Consider the following 17,903-nt stretch of genomic DNA (forward strand, 5'->3'; position numbering starts at 1 on the left):
CTCAGGCGGCCAGCTCCTTGAGGTTGTAGGCCAGGCCGACGGCGGCGATCAGCAGCAGGGCGACCCCCGAGGCCAGGCTGATCACGCGGTTGCTGCGCGGCGAGGCGATCTTGCCGATGGCGAAGATGTACAGGCTGAGCACGGCGAAATCGATGGCGATCCACAGCAGCGACAGCACCACCATGCTCTTGCCGAACGACTCGGTGATCTGGATGAACTGCGGGAAGAAGGCAATGAAGAAGATGATGTCCTTGGGGTTGGAGATACCGACCATGAAGCCCTGTACCAGGCCGCCACGGCCCGGTTGCGTGCTGGTCGGGGCCTGCGGGGCGTTGTCGACCGGGGCCTGCAGCGCCTCGCGCAGGGTGCCCAGGGCGATGTAGCCGATGAACAGGCAGCCCAGCAGGCTCATGGCGCTGAGCCAGGTCTTGTCGATTGCCGCGCTGGTGAGGATGATCCAGGCGGCCGCGCCGATCAGCACCAGTGACGCCCAGTTGGTGCCGACGGCGGTGAACAGGGCCTTGCGCGAGCCCGAGGCGGCGGCGGTGTTGACGATCAGGGCCACCACCGGGCCGGGCGTGGCGATCAGCAGCAGGACGGTGAGGGCATAGGTGGCGGTCAGTGCGGTATTCACGATCAGTTCTCGGTGAGGGTTGCAGCGGTTGCGTGGGCATGGAACGGGCAGCGCGCCGGGCTCGGCGAACCGGGCTCCTGCAGTTGGTACTGCTTCCATTCGAAGTTGTCGTCCTGGCCGAAGAAGCCCAGGGTGTCGGGCATGACGCCGTCGTTGTAGTGGCGCACCCGATCACGGATGCGTGCACGGATGCGCTGGCCGCTTTCGGTGCTGGCGCTGGCGACCTCGTCGAAGCTCTCCCGCGGGTTGATGACGAAGGCGATGTGCCGGCCCAGGTTGCGGCTTTTCATCAAGCGGTGGGCGGGGAAGCTCATGTTGATGAACAGCGGCATGCCGGCGAAGCAGAACGACCAGCGCGTGTCGTGCGGATCCTGCGGTACTTCTTCGGGCCAGGGTTGCGGGTCGCGCGCATGGACCTGGTTCAGCACATCCCACGCCAGTGCCTGTTGCGCCTGCAGCGTGGTGTCTGGCGCTGTCTCGAGGAACACCAGCAGCGGGTTGCCGATGCGCTGCTTGAGCGGAATCGGCTCGATGGTGCGGATGTAGTCGCCCAGGCCCCGGGCGATATCGTCGGCCAGCCGTTCGGCACGGGCGAAGACGATATGGCAGGTGCGCGCGTTGACCGCCTTGCGCCCGAACAGGCACGGGAAGTCGGGGTTGGCGAGGGTTTCCTTGAAGTGTTCTATGGTCTTGTGCGTCCAGTGGTGGCGGTTCTGGACATGTTCATCGGCGAGCTCCAGCGCATCCAGGCGGTAGCAGTTTCCATAACCCGTAAACATGATTTCCCCAGGCATATCCGTATGCAGTGTTTAGTAGGACTTCTCGTTCAATAGATCGTTTTCGTTACATCTCAGCCGGTTTGCTATATTTAATTGTTATTTACCGGCATTTTCCGAGATGGTTCGCGCGTTGTAAAACGCCTGGATCTATGACCTACTATTAGCTTCACTCATGCTCTGGAAGGCGCCATGTCGGAACGGATTCAAGCCTTGCACGCCCTGCGCGCCTTCGAAGTGGCCTCGCGCTACGGCTCCTTCACCCGCGCGGCCCAGGAACTGGCCCTGACCCAGGGCGCGGTCAGCCACCACATCAAGACCCTCGAAGCCCTGTTCGGCTGCGACCTGTTCGAGCGTCGCGGCCCCAAGCTGCGCCTGACCGAGCATGGCCGGCTGTTGGCCCAGGAACTCAAGGTCGGCTTCAAGATCATCGAGAACGCCTGCGCGCTGCTGCGCCAGGACCGCTACGGCGTGCGCCTGAAGGCGCCGTCCACGCTCACCGTGCGCTGGCTGCTCAGGGCCCTGGACGGCTTCAAGCGGGTCGACAACAGCTGCTCGGTGCAACTGTCCAGCGTGTGGATGGACATCGACGCGGTGGACTTCTATTCCGAACCCTATGACTGCGCCATCCTGCTGGGTAACGGGCGCTTCCCGGCAGACGTGGAGAGCCTGAAGCTGTTCGATGAATGGCTGATCCCGGTGTGCCACCCGAGCTACCTCGAGCAGGCCCGACCGGAACTGTCGGTGCTCTCCGGCTGCGAGTTCCTCCACCCCTCGCCGGACCGCCGCGACTGGCGGCGCTGGCTGGCGCGCATGGACGCGCTGGACATCAGCATCGACCAAGGCCAGGTATTCGACACCCTCGACCAGGGCATCTCGGCCGCCCAGCAGGGGTTGGGTATCTCGGTGGTCGACCTGGTGCTGGCCAGCGCCGACCTGGCCGCGGGCAACCTGGTCACGCCGTTCCCCCACGCAGTGGCCACCGGCGACGGCTACTACATGACCTGGCTCAAGGCCAGCCCCAAGGCCCACCAGATGCACAAGCTGCGCGACTACCTGGTGGCGCAGGTGCCGGCGTTGTCGCACAAGGACATCAGCTACCTGTACGGCTGAGGTCGGTGGCGGGCAGCACGCGTTCGAGCATGAAGTCGATGAACACCCGCAGCTTGGGCGGCATCTGCCGACCCGATGGCCACAGCAGGTAGAAGCTGCCGCGCCGCTCCATGAAGCTGTCGAGCACGCTCACCAGGCTGCCTGCCGCCAGTTCCTTGCGCACGCTGAAGTCCGGCAGGCAGGTGATGCCACGGTGGTTGAGGGCGAAGCAGATGCGCGTCTCGACATGGTTGCAGACCATCGAGATGGGAAGCGCGTAGTCCTGCTCGGGGTGCTCCCGGCGCAGCGGCCAGGTTTCCAGCTTGCCGCTGCTGGGGAAGCGGTAGTGCAGGCAGCTGTGCCCGGCCAGTTCGCGGGGATGCTGCGGCGTGCCGCGCTCGCGCAGGTACTCCGGGGACGCCACCAGGCGATGCTGGAAGTGCCCGAGGAACTTGGCGTTGAGCCGCGAGTCCAGCGGCTGGCCACCGCGCATCACCACGTCGAAGCCCTCGCCGACGATGTCAACCATGCGGTCGCTGAAGTCCAGGTCCAGTTCGATCTCGGGGTAGCGCGCCATGAACTCGGCCAGCGCCGGCATCACCAGCCCGGTCACCTGCGGCAGGCTCACCCGCAGGCGTCCGCGAGGCGCGCCGCTGGCCTGGGACAGTTCCTGCTCGGTGGCTTCGATTTCGGCGAGGATGCGCCGGCTGCGTTCGAGGAACAGCGTGCCCTCGGCGGTCAGGGTGATGCTGCGCGTGCTGCGGTGGAACAGGCGCACGCCCAGGCGTTCCTCCAGCCGCGCCACGCGCTTGCCCACGGCGGAGGCGCTGATCCCCAGCGACTGGCCGGCGGCGACGAAACTGCGGGTCTCGGCGACTCGGTTGAAGATCATGAAGCCGCTGAGGCTGTCCATGCTGCGCTCCGATTGCGGACATTGATGTCCTGACTGAGTGGAATTGTACCCGGCTTTTTCCGCAATACCCCAGCAGCGCACCATGCCTGCCTTGATCGATAGCCGGAGACAACCATGCATTCACCCTCCCCGACGGCGAGCGTCGCCGCATCCCCCGCCAGTGCCGCGCGCCTGCCCCTGAGCGGCCTGCTGGCCCTGGCCCTGACCGGCTTCATCGCCATCCTCAGCGAAACCCTGCCGGCAGGCCTGCTCGACCAGATCGCCGACGGCATGCAGATCAGCCAGGCCATGGCCGGGCAGTGGGTCACGGCCTATGCCCTGGGTTCGCTGCTCACCGCCATTCCACTGGTAACCCTGACCCAGGGCTGGTGGCGACGCCGCGCACTGCTGCTGGCGATTGCCGGGTTCGTGCTGTTCAACGGGCTGACTGCCGTGTCGCCGGACAACATCCTCACCCTGTGCCTGCGCTTTCTCACCGGTGCAGCTGCCGGCCTGGCCTGGGGGCTGATTGCCGGCCATGCGCGGCGCATGGTGGCGCCGGCCCAGCAGGGCAGGGCCATGGCGGTGGCGATGCTGGGCCAGCCCATCGCGCTGTCACTGGGCCTGCCCATCGGCACCTGGCTCGGCGCCTGGCTGGGCTGGCGCGCGGCCTTCGTGGTGGTCACGGTCGCGGCGTTGCTGCTGACCGTCTGGGTGGTGCGGGCGGTGCCGGACTTCCCCGGCCAGGCCGCCGGCAAACGCCCTGCGGCGCTGGCAGTGCTGCGCACGCCGGGCGTGGCGCGGGTGTTGCTGGTGATCCTGGCGTGGATCCTCGGGCATAACATTCTCTACACCTACATCGTGCCGCTGCTGGCGGCGGCGGGCATGGCGGCCGAGGTGGGCCAGGTGCTGATGACCTTCGGCCTGGCCTCGCTGGCCGGTATCGTGCTGGTGGGCCTGGGTGTCGACCGTCATCTGCGCGGGCTGGTGTTGCTGTGCCTGGCCGGGTTCGCCCTGGCGACCCTGGCCTTGGGGCAGGCGCAAGGTGCTGCCTGGCTGGTGCATGTCAGCGTGGCGCTGTGGGGGATGACCTATGGCGGTGCGCCGACGCTGTTGCAGACCGCCTGCGCCGATGCGGCGGGCGAGGGCGGCGATGTGGCGCAGTCGATGCTGGTGACGGTGTGGAACAGCGCGATCGCCCTGGGGGGGATCATTGGCGGGCTGCTGCTGGTCGGCGCCGGGGTCGGGTCGTTTGGCGTGGTGGTGCTGGGGTTGGTCGCGCTGGCGTGGCTGCTGGTGTTGAGCGGGCGGCGGACCGGGTTCGTCGCGGGCGCACGTTAGCCTGATCGGCCGCAATCGCGGGGCAAGCCCGCTCCCACGTTCGAATCCTGGCAGGGCGTGGGAGCGGGCTTGCCCCGCGATAGGGCCAGGCCTGGAAACACCCCTTTATGCCAAGAGGAACGGTACAATCGGCCCATGTGAGAAAAGCAGCGATTCGAGGTTCCCGCAGTGCCGTTGCAACAAGGCTTCGTCCTGACCCGCCACTGGCATGACACGCCCGAGGGCACCTGCGTGGAGTTCTGGCTGGCCACCGACCAGGGCCCACGGCGCCTGCGCCTGGCCGCCCAGCCCTCGGTTGCGTTCATTCCCGCCGCCCAGGCCGCCCACGCCCGGGCGCTGCTGGCCGATGAACAGGGCGTCGAACTCAAGCCGCTGCAATTGCGTGACTTCGACCTGCGCCCGGTGATGGGCCTGTACTGCCGCCAGCACCGCCAGTTGATCGCCCTGGAAAAGCGCCTGCGCGCCGCCGGTGTCGAGGTGTTCGAAGCCGACATCCGCCCCCCGGAACGCTACCTGATGGAGCGTTTCATCACCGCCCCGGTGCTTTTCGATGGCCGCCCCGACAGCCAGGGCGTCCTGCACGATGCCCAGCTCAAGCCCGACCCGGACTACCGTCCGCCGCTGCGCCTGGTGTCGCTGGACATCGAGACCAGTGAACGCGGCGAGCTGTACAGCATCGCCCTGGAAGGTTGTGGCCAGCGCCAGGTCTATATGCTCGGCCCGGCCAACGGCGAGGCGGACCAGCTGGACTTCGACCTGCACTACTGCGCCGACCGCGCCGAGCTGATCGTCTGCCTCAACCAGTGGCTGGCCCGCCACGACCCCGATGCGATCATCGGTTGGAACCTGGTGCAGTTCGACCTGCGCCTGCTGCACGAGCATGCCCAGCGCCTGAACGTGCCGTTGTGCCTGGGCCGTGACGGCGCGCCGATGCACCTGCGCGAGCACGGCAGCCGTAGCCACTTCTTTGCCGAGGCCCCAGGCCGATTGCTGATCGACGGCATCGAGGCCTTGCGCTCGGCGACCTGGAGCTTCCCCTCGTTCAGCCTTGAGAGCGTCGCGCAGCAGTTGCTGGGCGAGGGCAAGGCCATCGACACACCGTACCAGCGCATGGACGAGATCAATCGCCGCTTCGCCGAGGACAAGCCGGCCCTGGCCCGCTACAACCTCAAGGACTGCGAGCTGGTGACGCGGATCTTCGCCCATACCCGCTTGCTCGAGTTCCTCCTCGAACGGGCCTCGGTCACCGGGCTGGCCGTGGACCGCAGCGGCGGATCGGTGGCTGCGTTCTGCCACCTGTACATCCCGCACATGCACCGCCTGGGCTATGTCGCGCCGAACCTCGTCGGCGGCGAGGGCGAGGCCAGCCCGGGCGGTTTCGTCATGGACTCGCGGCCCGGACTGTACGACTCGGTGCTGGTGCTCGACTACAAGAGCCTGTACCCCTCGATCATCCGCACTTTCCTCATCGATCCGGTGGGGCTGGTCGAGGGTCTGCGCCAGCCGGACGATGCGCATTCGGTGGAGGGCTTTCGCGGCGGCCGTTTCTCGCGTCGCCAGCATTGCCTGCCGGCGATCGTCGAGCGTGTCTGGCAGGGGCGCGAGGCGGCCAAGCGCGCGGGCAACGCGGCGCTTTCGCAGGCACTGAAGATCATCATGAACGCCTTCTATGGCGTGCTCGGCTCCAGTGGCTGCCGCTTCTTCGACCCACGGCTGGCCTCGTCGATCACCATGCGCGGGCACCAGATCATGCGTCAGACCCGGGCGCTGATCGAGGCGCGGGGCTTTGATGTGATCTACGGCGACACCGACTCCACCTTCGTCTGGCTCAAGGGGGCCCACGACGAGGACGCCGCCGCGCGCATCGGCCGCGAGTTGGTGGCCGAGGTCAACCAGTGGTGGCAGCAGCACCTGGCCGATACCCTCGGCCTGGAAAGTGCCTTGGAGTTGCAGTACGAAACCCACTACCGGCGTTTTCTCATGCCGACCATCCGCGGCACCGACGAGGGCAGCAAGAAGCGTTACGCCGGCCTGGTGCAGCGTGCCGACGGCAACGAGGAGATGGTCTACAAGGGCCTGGAATCGGTACGCACCGACTGGTCGCCGCTGGCCCGGCAGTTCCAGCAGGAGCTGTATGGCCGGGTGTTCCGTGGCCAGCCCTACCGTGACTATGTGCGTGGCTACGTCGAACGCACCCTGGCTGGCGAACAGGACGAGCTGCTGATCTACCGCAAGCGCCTGCGCAGGCCGTTGGCCGACTACCAGCGCAACGTCCCGCCGCATGTGCGCGCAGCAAGGCTTGCGGACGAATACAACAGCCGTCTCGGCCGGCCCTTGCAGTACCAGCGCGGCGGCTGGATCAGTTACGTGATCACCACCGCCGGCCCGCAGCCGCTGGAGAACCTGCAGGCGCCGATCGACTATCAGCACTACCTGAGCCGCCAGTTGCAGCCGGTGGCCGACGCCATCTTGCCGTTCGTCAACGATGACTTCACCCGTCTGACTGATCGACAACTGCTGCTGTTCTGAGCGGGTGTTAGCTATCTAATCATTGCTATCGCCTCGTTTTGCCTAGCCTCGGGCCTCCACGCACCTTGGAGGTCAGCATGCACAGCACCACCCAGCAGCCATCGGTTGCAGTCGATACCCTGGCCGTGGCCCAGGCCTACCAGGACCAACTGATCGTCAAGCGTCTGCCCGAGTGGGTCATGCGGTTGAGCGAGGCCGAGTTCACGCTGCTCGGTGATGCCTTGCGCAATCTCATGAGCTATGAGCAGAAGCTTTCGGCGGTGTTTGCCCGGATCACCAACATCGACGATTTCGCCAGGCCGTTGCTGGATCAGACGCTCGATACCTTGCAGCATCCGCTCCATGCCCTGCTGGATTTGCCTGCCACCCAGGACACGATGGATATCGGCAACCTGTATTTTCGTCGTTGGTATGTCTACGAGTCACCCACTGTCAGCTACTGGTCTACACGCGTGCCTGCCATGGACAGCGATTACTACGATGTGCCGTTGCTCGAGGCAGCACTGCGCAATTTCACCGAGCAGGAGTGCCGTCAGCAACCGCGGCGCAACGCCGTGGTCGATGACAAGGGTAAGCACCAGACCAGCCTGTCGGCGCTGTCCTTTGCCAGGATGTGCCGAACATTGGACTTGGGACAGCGGTATCAGCAACACCTCGACTCGATACTGCTCGAAGATACTGATGGACAGAGCGTCAAGGCATTGTTGGCTCAGTTCCTGCGCCGCAGCATGCTTGCCGATGCCTTGCAGGCCAAGGCGCGGGGAGTGTTGAACGAGGCCGAGCTGCAATTGGTGATCGGATTGTGTCGTGACGACCAGCTAGGCCGGCTCGATGACGCTCAGGTCCATGCCAGGCAACTGAAGATCTTCGGATGCGCGGTGCAGCGCGTCGTTGTACTGGATGTCATTGATGAAGGGGTGATCTTCAATACCAGAAAGCGGGTACTGGTATACGTGCCAGGCGATCCACAAGGCGCATGGAGTGCCAATGACAATCTTGAGGGTTACACACGTCATGTGCTTGGCCAGCGATTGCGCAAGGATGACTACCGTCGGTTCTTCAGCCGCTTCGTGCGTCGTCGTGACAGCCACCGGGTGTTCTCGGCGATCCGCAAGCGTCTGAATGACGTCGCATCCTGGGCGACCCGCGATCTCGATGAGCAGACCTCGGGCCAGCCCATGCCGTTGTTCGAGCATCTGGCGGATGCCTGGATCGCCCAGATAAAGGACGATGCTGCGATGATCGCCACGCCCGTGGCGCAATTGGACCGCCAGGTGCAGGCCGAGCACGACAGGCAATTGCTGGCTGAAGGCTGGATGTTGCTGAGCGTGGCCGGGATGTTCGTGCCGGTGCTTGGCGCGGCGCTGGCGGCGGTGATGGTTTACGAGCTGCTGCGCGAGTGTTTTCAGGCCGTTGATGATTGGCGTCACGACGAGCGCGATGCCGCGCTGGAGCACTGGTTGCATGTTGGCAAGGGTACGGTGGTGCTGGTCGCGACCGCCGCAACCGTTACCTTGGCGCGTCGCGGTTGGAGCAAAGTGGACAGCTGGGTCTCGGCGCGGCTGAACGATGGCGGTGAAAAACTGTGGAACGGCGACTTGCAGCCCTACCGAGGCGAAGCGCCACCGAGCGATGCGGTCATCGACGAACAGGGTATTCACCGGCATGGTGCGAACAGTTGGGTCGAGATGCAGGGGCACTGGTATCCGATCAGTCAAGACAGTGCCGGCGAGCCTTGGCACCTTTCGTCCTATCAAGGGCACAGCCCGCAGTTGCGTCACAACGGTGCGGGGGCCTGGCGGCTCTGGCACGAGCAACCGGCCGAGTGGAGCGGTTCGCCCATGATGCTTCGTCGCCTGGGCCGGCCATTCAGCGCGCTCGACGAACAGCAGATCGAGCATGTCATGGCCATTCACGCTTTGAACGAGGATCAGCTGCGGGCCTGGCATGTCTTTGCCCGGCGCCCGGACGCGGCAGTGATTGACACGGCCAGTCGCCTCCTGCTGGCCGGCCGTATCGGAAATCTGGTTCAGCAACTGCGCAGCGGTGCGACCATTGCCGATACGGCACTGCTGCAGCGCGCGCGCAGCCTGCCTGATGCATCGGGTCAGGACGGTGAGTCATTGGCCGATGTGGTGTGGGCCCATCGCCGTGTCCTGTTGCAGCAATTGTATGACTCGGCGTTTCCCGACACCGAAGCCAGTTCGATCCTGCGCGGCAGTTTCACCAGCCTGCATCGTCTGGCGGCAGATGAGGTCTGGCGAACAGCCAGCGTCGATGACCAGACGGCGTTGCTGCTAACCCGGCGGGTGCCGTTGTCCATGGCCCAGGCCGCCAGAACCCAGGTCATGGGTATCCGCATGACCCGTGTGTACGAAGCGCTGGTATTCGACACACCGCAGACACTCGATCTCGGGAGGGTTGTCCTGCACCTGCTCGCACGCCTGCCGGGCGCCGCGACCAGACCTGGCTGGCGATTGTTCGATGGCGATGCCGACCAGCCATTGCTGACCACGGCGGGGCAAGGAACGCCTTTCGACCTTGTTCATCGCAGTGGCGTATTCAGCTGTCGTACCAGCGACGTTGCGGCTGGATCGAGCATGGGCGAGCTGTTCGACACCTTGGCCCAAGCCTATGCTAGCGAACATTGGACCACGCTTGGTCTTGAGACACCCAATGCGTCTGCCTTGCGGGCTCGCTTGCTGACGGATGCCAGCAGCAAGCGGAGCATGATCACGACGTGGCTGGGTGCGAACCAGCCAGGCGATGCGTTCCTGGTCCCACTGCAGCTGGGCGATGGCAGGATAGGTTATCCGTTGAGTGGTGGACGGTTCTGGGCGACCATGGGCCAGCGTCCACCGAGGGCCCTGCAGGCGAGGCTGCGAGACCTCTATCCGGCGTTCAGTGATGAGCAGATCGGACGTTGGCTGGAGGGAGAAGACGCACGGGCGCGCCTGGAAGCGTTGGAGCAACAATACAACGTACTGAACAACCACCTGAAACAGTGGGTTCGCGGTGCATTTCCCACATTCGAACTGTTGGCTCGGCGTGCCCTTCGCAAGGGCCTGATCGACTGCTGGCGCTGGCTGGTCCCGGAGCTGGAGGGTGACCTGGAGGAGCCGCGGCGCTACATGTTGTTCCAGGTTCGCAGTCGTCTGCAGTACCTGCCGAGTATTCCGTCGTCCGTCAGCTTCCCCCACATCTCTATTCTCGGGCTGCATGACATGCGCCTGGAGTCGATTCCGGATGATTTTCTGAGGGCATTTCCCAATTTGCGCAGCCTGGAGATCACCCACTGTCGGCTCAAACGCCTGCCTTTGCCGGAAACCCTCACCGGGCAGCTAGAGGTGCTTGACCTTTCGGGCAACCAGATCGCACTGGATGAGGGACAAGCCCTGGTTCTGGCCAGTTGCCAGTCACTGGTGTATCTCAATCTCTCTTTCAATCCCTTGGGCAGGAGCTTCTCGGTTTTCGGCATGCCCAGGCTCAATGCCTTGCATCTTCAAGCCAGTCAGTTGGACAGCTTCCCCTATGGGGTCATGGACAGCCCGGAGCTACACACGCTGGACCTCAGGGACAATGCGCTGTACGAGTTCCCCGAAGACTTTCACCAGTCGGACCTGTGGCGGGTGGGTAGAGTCAACCTTCACGGCAACCTGTTCGCTGCAGCGCCGGAGTCCTTGAGCCGATGGCATTGGCTGGAAGCCAGTCGCGTGCCTTACCGCCTGCGCTGGCTGGATGTCGTGCCAGCCGAAAGGCGTGACGACATGTCTGCCCTGTGGACGCAACTGGAAACGGAACAGGGTTCTGCCGACTTTTTCAACACGCTGGCCGCGCTGACTTCATCGGGTAACTTCAAGTCGGCGCCATTGGCCAGGAATTTCGCGGTGCGCCTGCTGGACATGTTCGAATTCATGAGTCGAGACCCTGTGCTCAAGCGGGAGTTGTTCGACAACGCTGCCGTGACCGACTGCCAGGACAACGCAACGATTCGCTTCACCGACCTCGAACTACGTGTACTGGTGTGGCGGGCGCGACACAGCGAACTGGCACGTCAGCCGGAACAGGCGCTGCTGCACCTGGGCGGGCAACTCTGGCGGATGAACGTGCTGGATCAATTCGCGGCGGAGCATGCGCTCAGTGCGGGCGCGAGCAGCGAGTCTATCGAGTTCGCCCTTGCCTACCGCATTGCGTTGCGCAGCAAGCTCGACCTGCCGATCCAGCAGGATGACATGCTCTACGCCGGCATTCCAAACCTCACTCCCTGGGACCTGCACAATGCCACGCATGCCGTCGTTGTCGCGCAGTCGGCGGATAGCCTGGCCCAGTACCTGGCCAGGCAGCCGTTCTGGCAGGACTACCTTCGGGCCAACTATGCCAGTCGGCTCAAGGTCCCTCCACGCATGCATGAGGAGCTGCAACGGCTCATGGACCTTGGCGACAGGGAACAGGACATCGCACGTCTGCATATCGACAACCAGCAACGGGAGCATGAGGTGATGCTGCAGTTGACCCGCGAAGCCATGGGCAGGGCCAGGACGATATCCCTGGACAGGGCCTGAGCAGGCTGGATTTGCGCAAAGGTGGTAATGGGTTAGCGTCAGGCATGCGCAGGTGCCCGTTAGGCTCGTAGACCTTTTCGAGCCGGAGTAACGAGATGGGCACCGTAGTCAAAGGGGAAGCAAGCAACATCGATACGCTGGCTATCGAACAGGCCTACCAGGATCGCCTGGTTGCCCGACGCCTGCCACCGTGGCTGGGTGGGCTGAACCCGGCTCAGTTCGCCGTGCTGGGCGAAGCGCTCAAGACCAGTTTGCGCTGTCGTCAGGGGTTGCGCAGGGTGCTGGCACGGATTCAGGGTATCGACCAGTTTGCCAGGCCGCTATTGCAGCAAGCCCTGGGCGACCGCCATGCTGTCGGCCAGCCTGTCGATAGCTTGTCCTTTCGCCGGCAGTATTTCCACGTTGCGAACGAGGGTGGCCTGATTGCCGGGCGCTATCCGTTGCAGGGGACGAGCGACTACGAGATTCCCTTGCTGGAAGCGGCCTTGTGCAACTTTACCGCGCAGGAAGCTGGCGCCAACGGGCAGCCGCGGCGCAACGCGGTGGTGGACGAAGCGGGGAGGGGCCTGTCTGCTCCGGACGCCAAGGGTTTTGCCGCCTTGTGCCGGGAGCTCGACCTGGGCTCACAGTACCAACGTCACCTCGCTGGCGTGCTGGATTCGGGTATTGCCGGGCAGGATGCCAAGTCGCTGTTCAGGCAGTTGCAGCAGGCCAACCTGCTGATCGATGCCTGTAAGGCCAGGGCCGAAGGCGTGCTGAGCGACACCGAACTGGCCTTGATCATCGGCCTCTATCGCGACGGGAAACCGGGCAGGCTTGCCGGTGCCCCGGTGATCGCCAAGCAGATGAAGGCATTCGGTTGCGAGCTGCAGCAGATCGTCGTGCTGGATGTGATCGACAAGGGGTGGCTACGCGATACCAGCAAGCGCGTGCTGGTGTACATCCCTGGCGACCCCCACGGCCCCTGGAGTGCCCGTGACGACCTGGAGGACTTTGCCCGGCGAGTGCTGGGCAAGCGACTGCGCAAGGTCGAGTACCAGCGCTTCTTCCGCCGCTTCGTGCGCAGGCGTGACAGCCAGGTGTTCTTTACCAGGGTCCAGGAACGGCTGGGAGACGTGGTCGACTGGGCGACCCGGGACCTGGACGAGCACATGCATGCCTACCCAGGCCCATTGTTCGAGCATCTGGCCAGCGCCCGTATCGCCCAGATCAAGGACGACGCCGCGATGATCGCGCCACCCGTGACCCAGCTTGATCGGGCGTTGCAGGCCGAGCACGACAAGCGTCTGGCGGCCGAAGGCTGGACGTTGCTTGGCCTGGCCGGACTGTTCATACCCCAGCTTGGTATCGCGTTGCTGGCGGTGATGGCCTGGGATCTACTGAAGGAGACCTTTCAGGCCGTCGAGGACTGGAGCGAAGGCGACACCAATGCCGCCCTGGATCACCTGTTGACGGTGGGCAAGAGTACCGCGCTGGTGGGGGCAACGGTGGCGGGCGTGGTGGTGATGCGGCGGGCCTGGAGCCTGGTAGACGAATTGGTGCCGGCCCGGCTCGAAGATGGCAGCGAGAAGCTGTGGAGCGGCGACCTGACGCCTTTTCGCAGTGACGCGCCGCCTGCCGCCGCGCAAGTGGACGAGCAGGGCGTCTATCAGTTGGGCAACCAGCGCTGGATCCGCATGGAGGGGCACTATTACCCAGTGCGTCTGCGGGCGAGCGACGAGCAATGGCAGTTGCTCCCATACAAGGGGCATGGACCCTCGCTGCGCCATAACGACGCTGGCGCCTGGCGAGTGTGGAGCGAGTCGCCGAGCGAGTGGGAGAGCCGGCACAGGATGTTTCGCCGGCTGGGCGGTGCGTTCGAGCGTCTGGACGGTGCGCGTATTGATCAGGCGCTGGCGATCCACGGGCTGGATGCAGGTTACCTGCGTGGTCTTCATGTGTATGGCCGGGCACCGCAGGCTGAGCTGGCCGATACGGTGGCGCGCATGGAACTGTTCGAGCGGATCCAGGACGCGACAACTCGGCTGCGCGCAGGCACCCAGGTCGCCGATGCGGTGGTGCTGGACAAGGCCAAGTCTTTGCCGGCGGCAGGGCAGACGAGCAACCAGGCGCTGGCCGAACGACTGTGGCAGGCGCGTCGAACTGTGTTCCGACAACTGTACGATGAACAAAATATCGATTCCGAGGCCACGCGGCTTTTGCGGCGGGACTTCGCCAGTCTGCATCGGCCGGCCGCACAGGCGCTGCTGCGCGAGGCAAGCGATAGCGACCGGCAGGTGTTGTTCGATGAGCGCCGTGTACCCCTGGCGACGGCCCAGGCGGCCAGCACGCGGGTTCGGCACATTCGCCTGGCCAGGGTCCTGGAGGCGTTGACCTTCGATACCCCGCAGAACCTCGATCTGGCCAGGGTGGTCCTGGCGCTGCTCGAAAAGATGCCAGGCGCGGCTACCGCACCGGCCTGGCGGCTTTATGATGGCGCCGCCAGCGAGCCATTGCTCAGCACCTCGGGCACGGGGCGAGCGCTGCAACTGGTGCATCGCACCGGTGACTTCCAGCTTGCGGACCACAACGGTGGCGCCATCGGCCGGCCGGGCGAGCTGTTTACGGTACTGGCACAGGGTTACGACGCCGACCAGCGGCTGGCGATGGGCATCGGCGAGCCGTTCGCCGAATCATTGCGCGGCGAACTGGCCCGGCGGGCGTTACAGCAACGCCAGTCCGTCGCGGGTGTGTTGGGCCTGGAGCGAACACCAGTCTCGTTCATGGCCCCGCAACGGCTTGAAGATGGCCGCATTGGCTATCCGCTCAGCGGTTGGCGCCGCTGGTTGGGTATCAGCAACAACCGGCCGCGCGCATTGACGGCCAGGTTGCGCGACCTGTACCCGGCGTATACCGATACGCAGATCCAGCAATGGCTTGAGCAATCGCAGCAGGCGGGGCGCGATGTCGAGTCGGTCCTGACTGACCTGGAGCGCCAGCATGCCCTGCTGGGCAAGGCACTCACTAGCTGGAAGCGCAAGGCGTTCGCCACCACCGAATGGGAGGCGCGACGCGACCTGGGGCGCGGATTGATGGACTGCTGGCGGTTCCTGATTCCCGAACAGGCCAATGGCACGCTGCCGGCCGGAGGCTACCTGCTGACCCAGACCGGCAGCCGCTTGCAGCAATTGCCGAGACTCCCTGCCCAGGTCAGCTTTCCCCATGTGTCGAGCCTGGCGCTGCGGGCCATGCGGCTACGTGAGATCTCCGACGCGTTTCTGCACGCCTTTCCCAATTTGCGAACTCTGGAGATTACCCACTGCAAGCTGCAGCAGTTGCCGGCGTCGCTGAACGAGCGATTGGAAGTGCTCGATCTGTCCGGTAACCGGATCACCCTGGATGCCGAGCAGGAACGGACCCTGGCCAACTGCAGGTCGCTGTTCTACCTGAACCTGTCGTACAACCCGCTGCGTAGGACGCTCTCTGTCCGGGGCATGCCGCAGCTCAATGCCTTGCTGCTCAGCAACACGGAGGCGACCGCTTTGCCCGATGGGGTTCTGCAAGCTCCGCGCCTGCATACGCTGGACCTCAGCGACAATGGTATCGAGACGCTGCCCGAAGACTTTTACCAATCCCACCTGTGGCGCGAGGGCAGGGTAAGTCTGTTCGGCAATCCCCTGGCCGCGAGTGCGGATGCGGTGACCACCTGGAACCCTGTCTCGCAGACCCGGGTGCCTTATCAGTTGCGCTGGCTCGATCTGGTGGACCGCGACGTGCGCGACGACATGGCGGCGCTCTGGACTCAACTGGAGGGTGAGGCCAACTCCGCAGAGTTCTTCAACCTGCTGGCCGAACTCACCGATTCTGCGGACTTTCAAGGCGAGTTCGCTGCTCGCTACCTGGCGGCGCGACTGTTGCGCATGTTGCAGGCGATGCAGCAGAACCCGGCCTTGCGCGAGGAACTGTTCGACAACTCGGTGGTGACCCGCTGCGAGGATAGCGCGACGTTCCGCTTCAGTGACCTGGAGGTACGCCTGAAAGTCTGGCAGGCCGAACAGGGCAAGCTGCCGGGCCAGCGCGAACAGGCCCTGCTGCATCTGGGCGGCCAGCTCTGGCGCCTGCAGCGCCTGGACGAGTTGGCCTGGACCCACGCCGAGCTCATGCCGACCGCGGGCGTGGAGTCGCTGGAGGTGGCGCTGGCCTATCGGATCGACCTGCGCGACGAGCTGGACTTGCCGGTCGAGCTCAGCGACATGCTCTACCGCGGCGTGGCCAACCTCAAGCCGGCGGATCTCGCCTGGGCGCGCAACTGGATCCGGGCGGCGCAGACCGAGAATGCGATCAGCGAGTGGATGGTGGGTCTGCGCTTCTGGCGGCAATACCTGGAAACGACCTTTGCCGAACGCCTGCGGGTTCCCCAGGCCGACCACGACACCCTGGACGACCTGCTGGCCCTGGATGCCCCGGAGGAGGCCATCGACCGTCTGCATGCGCGGATCCAGCGGCGCGAGCACGACACTATGGTCGCGCTGACCCGCGAGGCGCTGGCCAGGAACGCGCTTAGCTGGCAGGTGCCGCTGCATTGACGGGTCTCACGGGCGCGGGCATTGGACTATGCTCAGCTCAGCCGTCGACGGTTTCCGGGAGGCAGCGGCCAGTCAGGAAGGATCCGGTAATGGCCAGTTACCTTTAGCCTGAGCAGCGGCCTTGTCAGGTGGTTTAGGCTCCCGCGTCGGATCTTTCTCCCTGATCCGCAGTCTTTGGTGTTATCGAGATAATAAGGAGATGCCCATGCTCGTCCGGTCACTGACCCTCGCCGCCCTGCTTGCCATAGCCGGCCCCCTGTACGCCGCCGACAGCGATGCGCCCCTGGCCAAGGAACTCGGCAAGGCCAGGCCCCTGGTGGTCATTGCCCCAAGTTCGGCCGACCCGACCCTGCGCGGCCTGGAAGAGGCGCTTAAAGACTCCGCTACCCAGGCCGGCTTCAAGGAGCGTGGCCTGGTGCTGTACAGCGTCGCCAACATGATGGGCAAGCGCGAGGACAAGAACCTCGAGCAGCAGACCACCATGGCCCTGATCCGCGAGCTCAAGCTGGGGGCGAGCAAGGGCACCAAGGTGATCCTGGTGGGCAAGGACGGCGAGCGCCATATGCTCAAGGACGACGACAGCGGCGCGAAGCTCGACCCGCAGGTGATCTTCAAGGCGGTGGACGAACTGCCGGCCAGCGAGAAGGCGGTCACCGTGCCCGAGCCGGTTGCTGCCGCCCCCGAGGAGCCCAAGGCCAAGGACAGCAAGACCAAGGACAGCAAGGCCAAGCCCGCCAAGCCGGCCGTACCGCCCAAGCCGCTGGAGGACTGAACGCTCTATCACGGCCCTCTGCGCAATCAGGGGGTCGTTCATGTATCACTGTGTATCTGCGCTTCGCCGCGACCCATTGGCATACAAAACATCGCCTGCCTCGATACATCCGCGACACACCGCTGCGGCTCAATGGCTCCACTTTCCAACCACAGTGGAGCGACACCATGAAAACGACCCGTCAAACCCTCGGCCTGCTCGGCGCCACCCTGCTCGGCGGCATGGTATTGGGTAACAGTGCTTTTGCCGTAGAACCCCTGGCCCAAGGCTACCAGCTGGCCGCCGCCAAGACCCCGGGCGAAGGCAAGTGCGGCGAGGGCAAGTGCGGTGCCGGCGGCAAGGCCACGCAGAGCGAAGGCAAATGCGGCGAAGGCAAGTGTGGCGCCAGTGCCAAGGCCGGAGCCGAGGGCAAGTGCGGTGAGGGCAAGTGCGGCGACGCCTCGTTCGCCCGCACTGACAGCAATCACGATGGCAAGGTCTCCCGCGAGGAATTCCTGGCCGTGGCCAAGGACCGCGCGGCTGACTTCGACAAGATCGACCGCAATCACGACGGCTTCATCTCCGAGCAGGAGGCCCACGATCACTTGGCGGCGATCTACAAGGCCAACGGCAAGGCCATGCCTGATGGGCTGTTCAGCCATCTGACCAGCAAGTCCTGAAGCTTATCGCCGGGCCAGCCCGCTTCCACACTGCCATGCGTGGGAGCGGGCTGGCCCCGCGATGCCGTTCAACGCCCCGCG

Annotated in this window: 10 protein-coding genes; 7 read left to right on the forward strand and 3 right to left on the reverse strand. The window is 64.8% G+C overall.

Features of this window, described 5'->3' with window-relative positions:
• Position 1 precedes the first annotated feature (1 nt).
• Positions 2-634 (reverse strand): LysE family translocator, encoded by a 633-nt coding sequence (locus VUG52_RS11545; RefSeq protein ID WP_050705136.1) that lies wholly within the window; start codon positions 632-634, stop codon positions 2-4.
• A gap of 2 nt (positions 635-636) precedes the next feature.
• Positions 637-1,413, reverse strand: a complete 777-nt coding sequence (locus VUG52_RS11550; protein WP_050705155.1) for a YqcI/YcgG family protein — start codon at positions 1,411-1,413, stop codon at positions 637-639.
• A gap of 189 nt (positions 1,414-1,602) precedes the next feature.
• Here VUG52_RS11550 and VUG52_RS11555 point away from each other — a divergent pair, with 189 nt between their 5' ends.
• Complete coding sequence (locus VUG52_RS11555; RefSeq protein WP_050705137.1) at positions 1,603-2,523, forward strand: LysR substrate-binding domain-containing protein; 921 nt, start codon at positions 1,603-1,605, stop codon at positions 2,521-2,523.
• Here the strand turns inward: VUG52_RS11555 and VUG52_RS11560 are convergent.
• On the reverse strand, positions 2,504-3,415 hold the full coding sequence (locus tag VUG52_RS11560; RefSeq protein ID WP_050705138.1) for a LysR family transcriptional regulator: 912 nt from the start codon (positions 3,413-3,415) through the stop codon (positions 2,504-2,506). The genes VUG52_RS11555 and VUG52_RS11560 overlap by 20 nt on opposite strands.
• Before the next feature lie 114 nt (positions 3,416-3,529).
• Between VUG52_RS11560 and VUG52_RS11565 the strand changes: the two genes are divergently transcribed.
• The 6 genes from VUG52_RS11565 (at position 3,530) to VUG52_RS11590 (ending at position 17,822) form a co-directional block, all read left to right on the forward strand.
• Entirely contained in the window at positions 3,530-4,735 is a 1,206-nt protein-coding gene (locus VUG52_RS11565; RefSeq protein WP_050705139.1) for an MFS transporter, read from the forward strand.
• Positions 4,736-4,903: 168 nt separating this feature from the next.
• Complete coding sequence (locus tag VUG52_RS11570) at positions 4,904-7,264, forward strand: DNA polymerase II (RefSeq protein WP_050705140.1); 2,361 nt, start codon at positions 4,904-4,906, stop codon at positions 7,262-7,264.
• Between the two features lie 77 nt (positions 7,265-7,341).
• The gene (locus tag VUG52_RS11575) at positions 7,342-11,826 is read left to right on the forward strand and encodes an NEL-type E3 ubiquitin ligase domain-containing protein (protein ID WP_050705141.1); all 4,485 of its coding nucleotides are present in this window, start codon (positions 7,342-7,344) and stop codon (positions 11,824-11,826) included.
• Between the two features lie 95 nt (positions 11,827-11,921).
• Positions 11,922-16,391, forward strand: coding sequence for an NEL-type E3 ubiquitin ligase domain-containing protein (locus tag VUG52_RS11580; RefSeq protein WP_050705142.1), 4,470 nt, complete (start codon positions 11,922-11,924; stop codon positions 16,389-16,391).
• Positions 16,392-16,596: 205 nt separating this feature from the next.
• On the forward strand, positions 16,597-17,163 hold the full coding sequence (locus tag VUG52_RS11585; protein ID WP_050705143.1) for a DUF4174 domain-containing protein: 567 nt from the start codon (positions 16,597-16,599) through the stop codon (positions 17,161-17,163).
• 167 nt (positions 17,164-17,330) lie between these two features.
• Positions 17,331-17,822, forward strand: a complete 492-nt coding sequence (locus tag VUG52_RS11590; RefSeq protein WP_050705144.1) for an HvfA family oxazolone/thioamide-modified RiPP metallophore — start codon at positions 17,331-17,333, stop codon at positions 17,820-17,822.
• Positions 17,823-17,903 lie beyond the last annotated feature (81 nt).

It is taken from the genome of Pseudomonas sp. LH21, from assembly GCF_036549575.1.
GTDB classification, from domain to species: Bacteria; Pseudomonadota; Gammaproteobacteria; order Pseudomonadales; family Pseudomonadaceae; genus Aquipseudomonas; species Aquipseudomonas peradeniyensis.

Excerpts from the sequence above, each read along its gene's own strand:
- VUG52_RS11555 (WP_050705137.1), top strand. The coding sequence starts at position 1,603 with ATGTCGGAACGGATTCAAGCCTTGCACGCCCTGCGCGCCTTCGAAGTG.
- VUG52_RS11580 (WP_050705142.1), top strand. The coding sequence starts at position 11,922 with ATGGGCACCGTAGTCAAAGGGGAAGCAAGCAACATCGATACGCTGGCT.
- VUG52_RS11590 (WP_050705144.1), top strand. The coding sequence starts at position 17,331 with ATGAAAACGACCCGTCAAACCCTCGGCCTGCTCGGCGCCACCCTGCTC.
- VUG52_RS11585 (WP_050705143.1), top strand. The coding sequence starts at position 16,597 with ATGCTCGTCCGGTCACTGACCCTCGCCGCCCTGCTTGCCATAGCCGGC.
- VUG52_RS11550 (WP_050705155.1), bottom strand. The coding sequence starts at position 1,413 with ATGTTTACGGGTTATGGAAACTGCTACCGCCTGGATGCGCTGGAGCTC.
- VUG52_RS11560 (WP_050705138.1), bottom strand. The coding sequence starts at position 3,415 with ATGGACAGCCTCAGCGGCTTCATGATCTTCAACCGAGTCGCCGAGACC.
- VUG52_RS11565 (WP_050705139.1), top strand. The coding sequence starts at position 3,530 with ATGCATTCACCCTCCCCGACGGCGAGCGTCGCCGCATCCCCCGCCAGT.
- VUG52_RS11575 (WP_050705141.1), top strand. The coding sequence starts at position 7,342 with ATGCACAGCACCACCCAGCAGCCATCGGTTGCAGTCGATACCCTGGCC.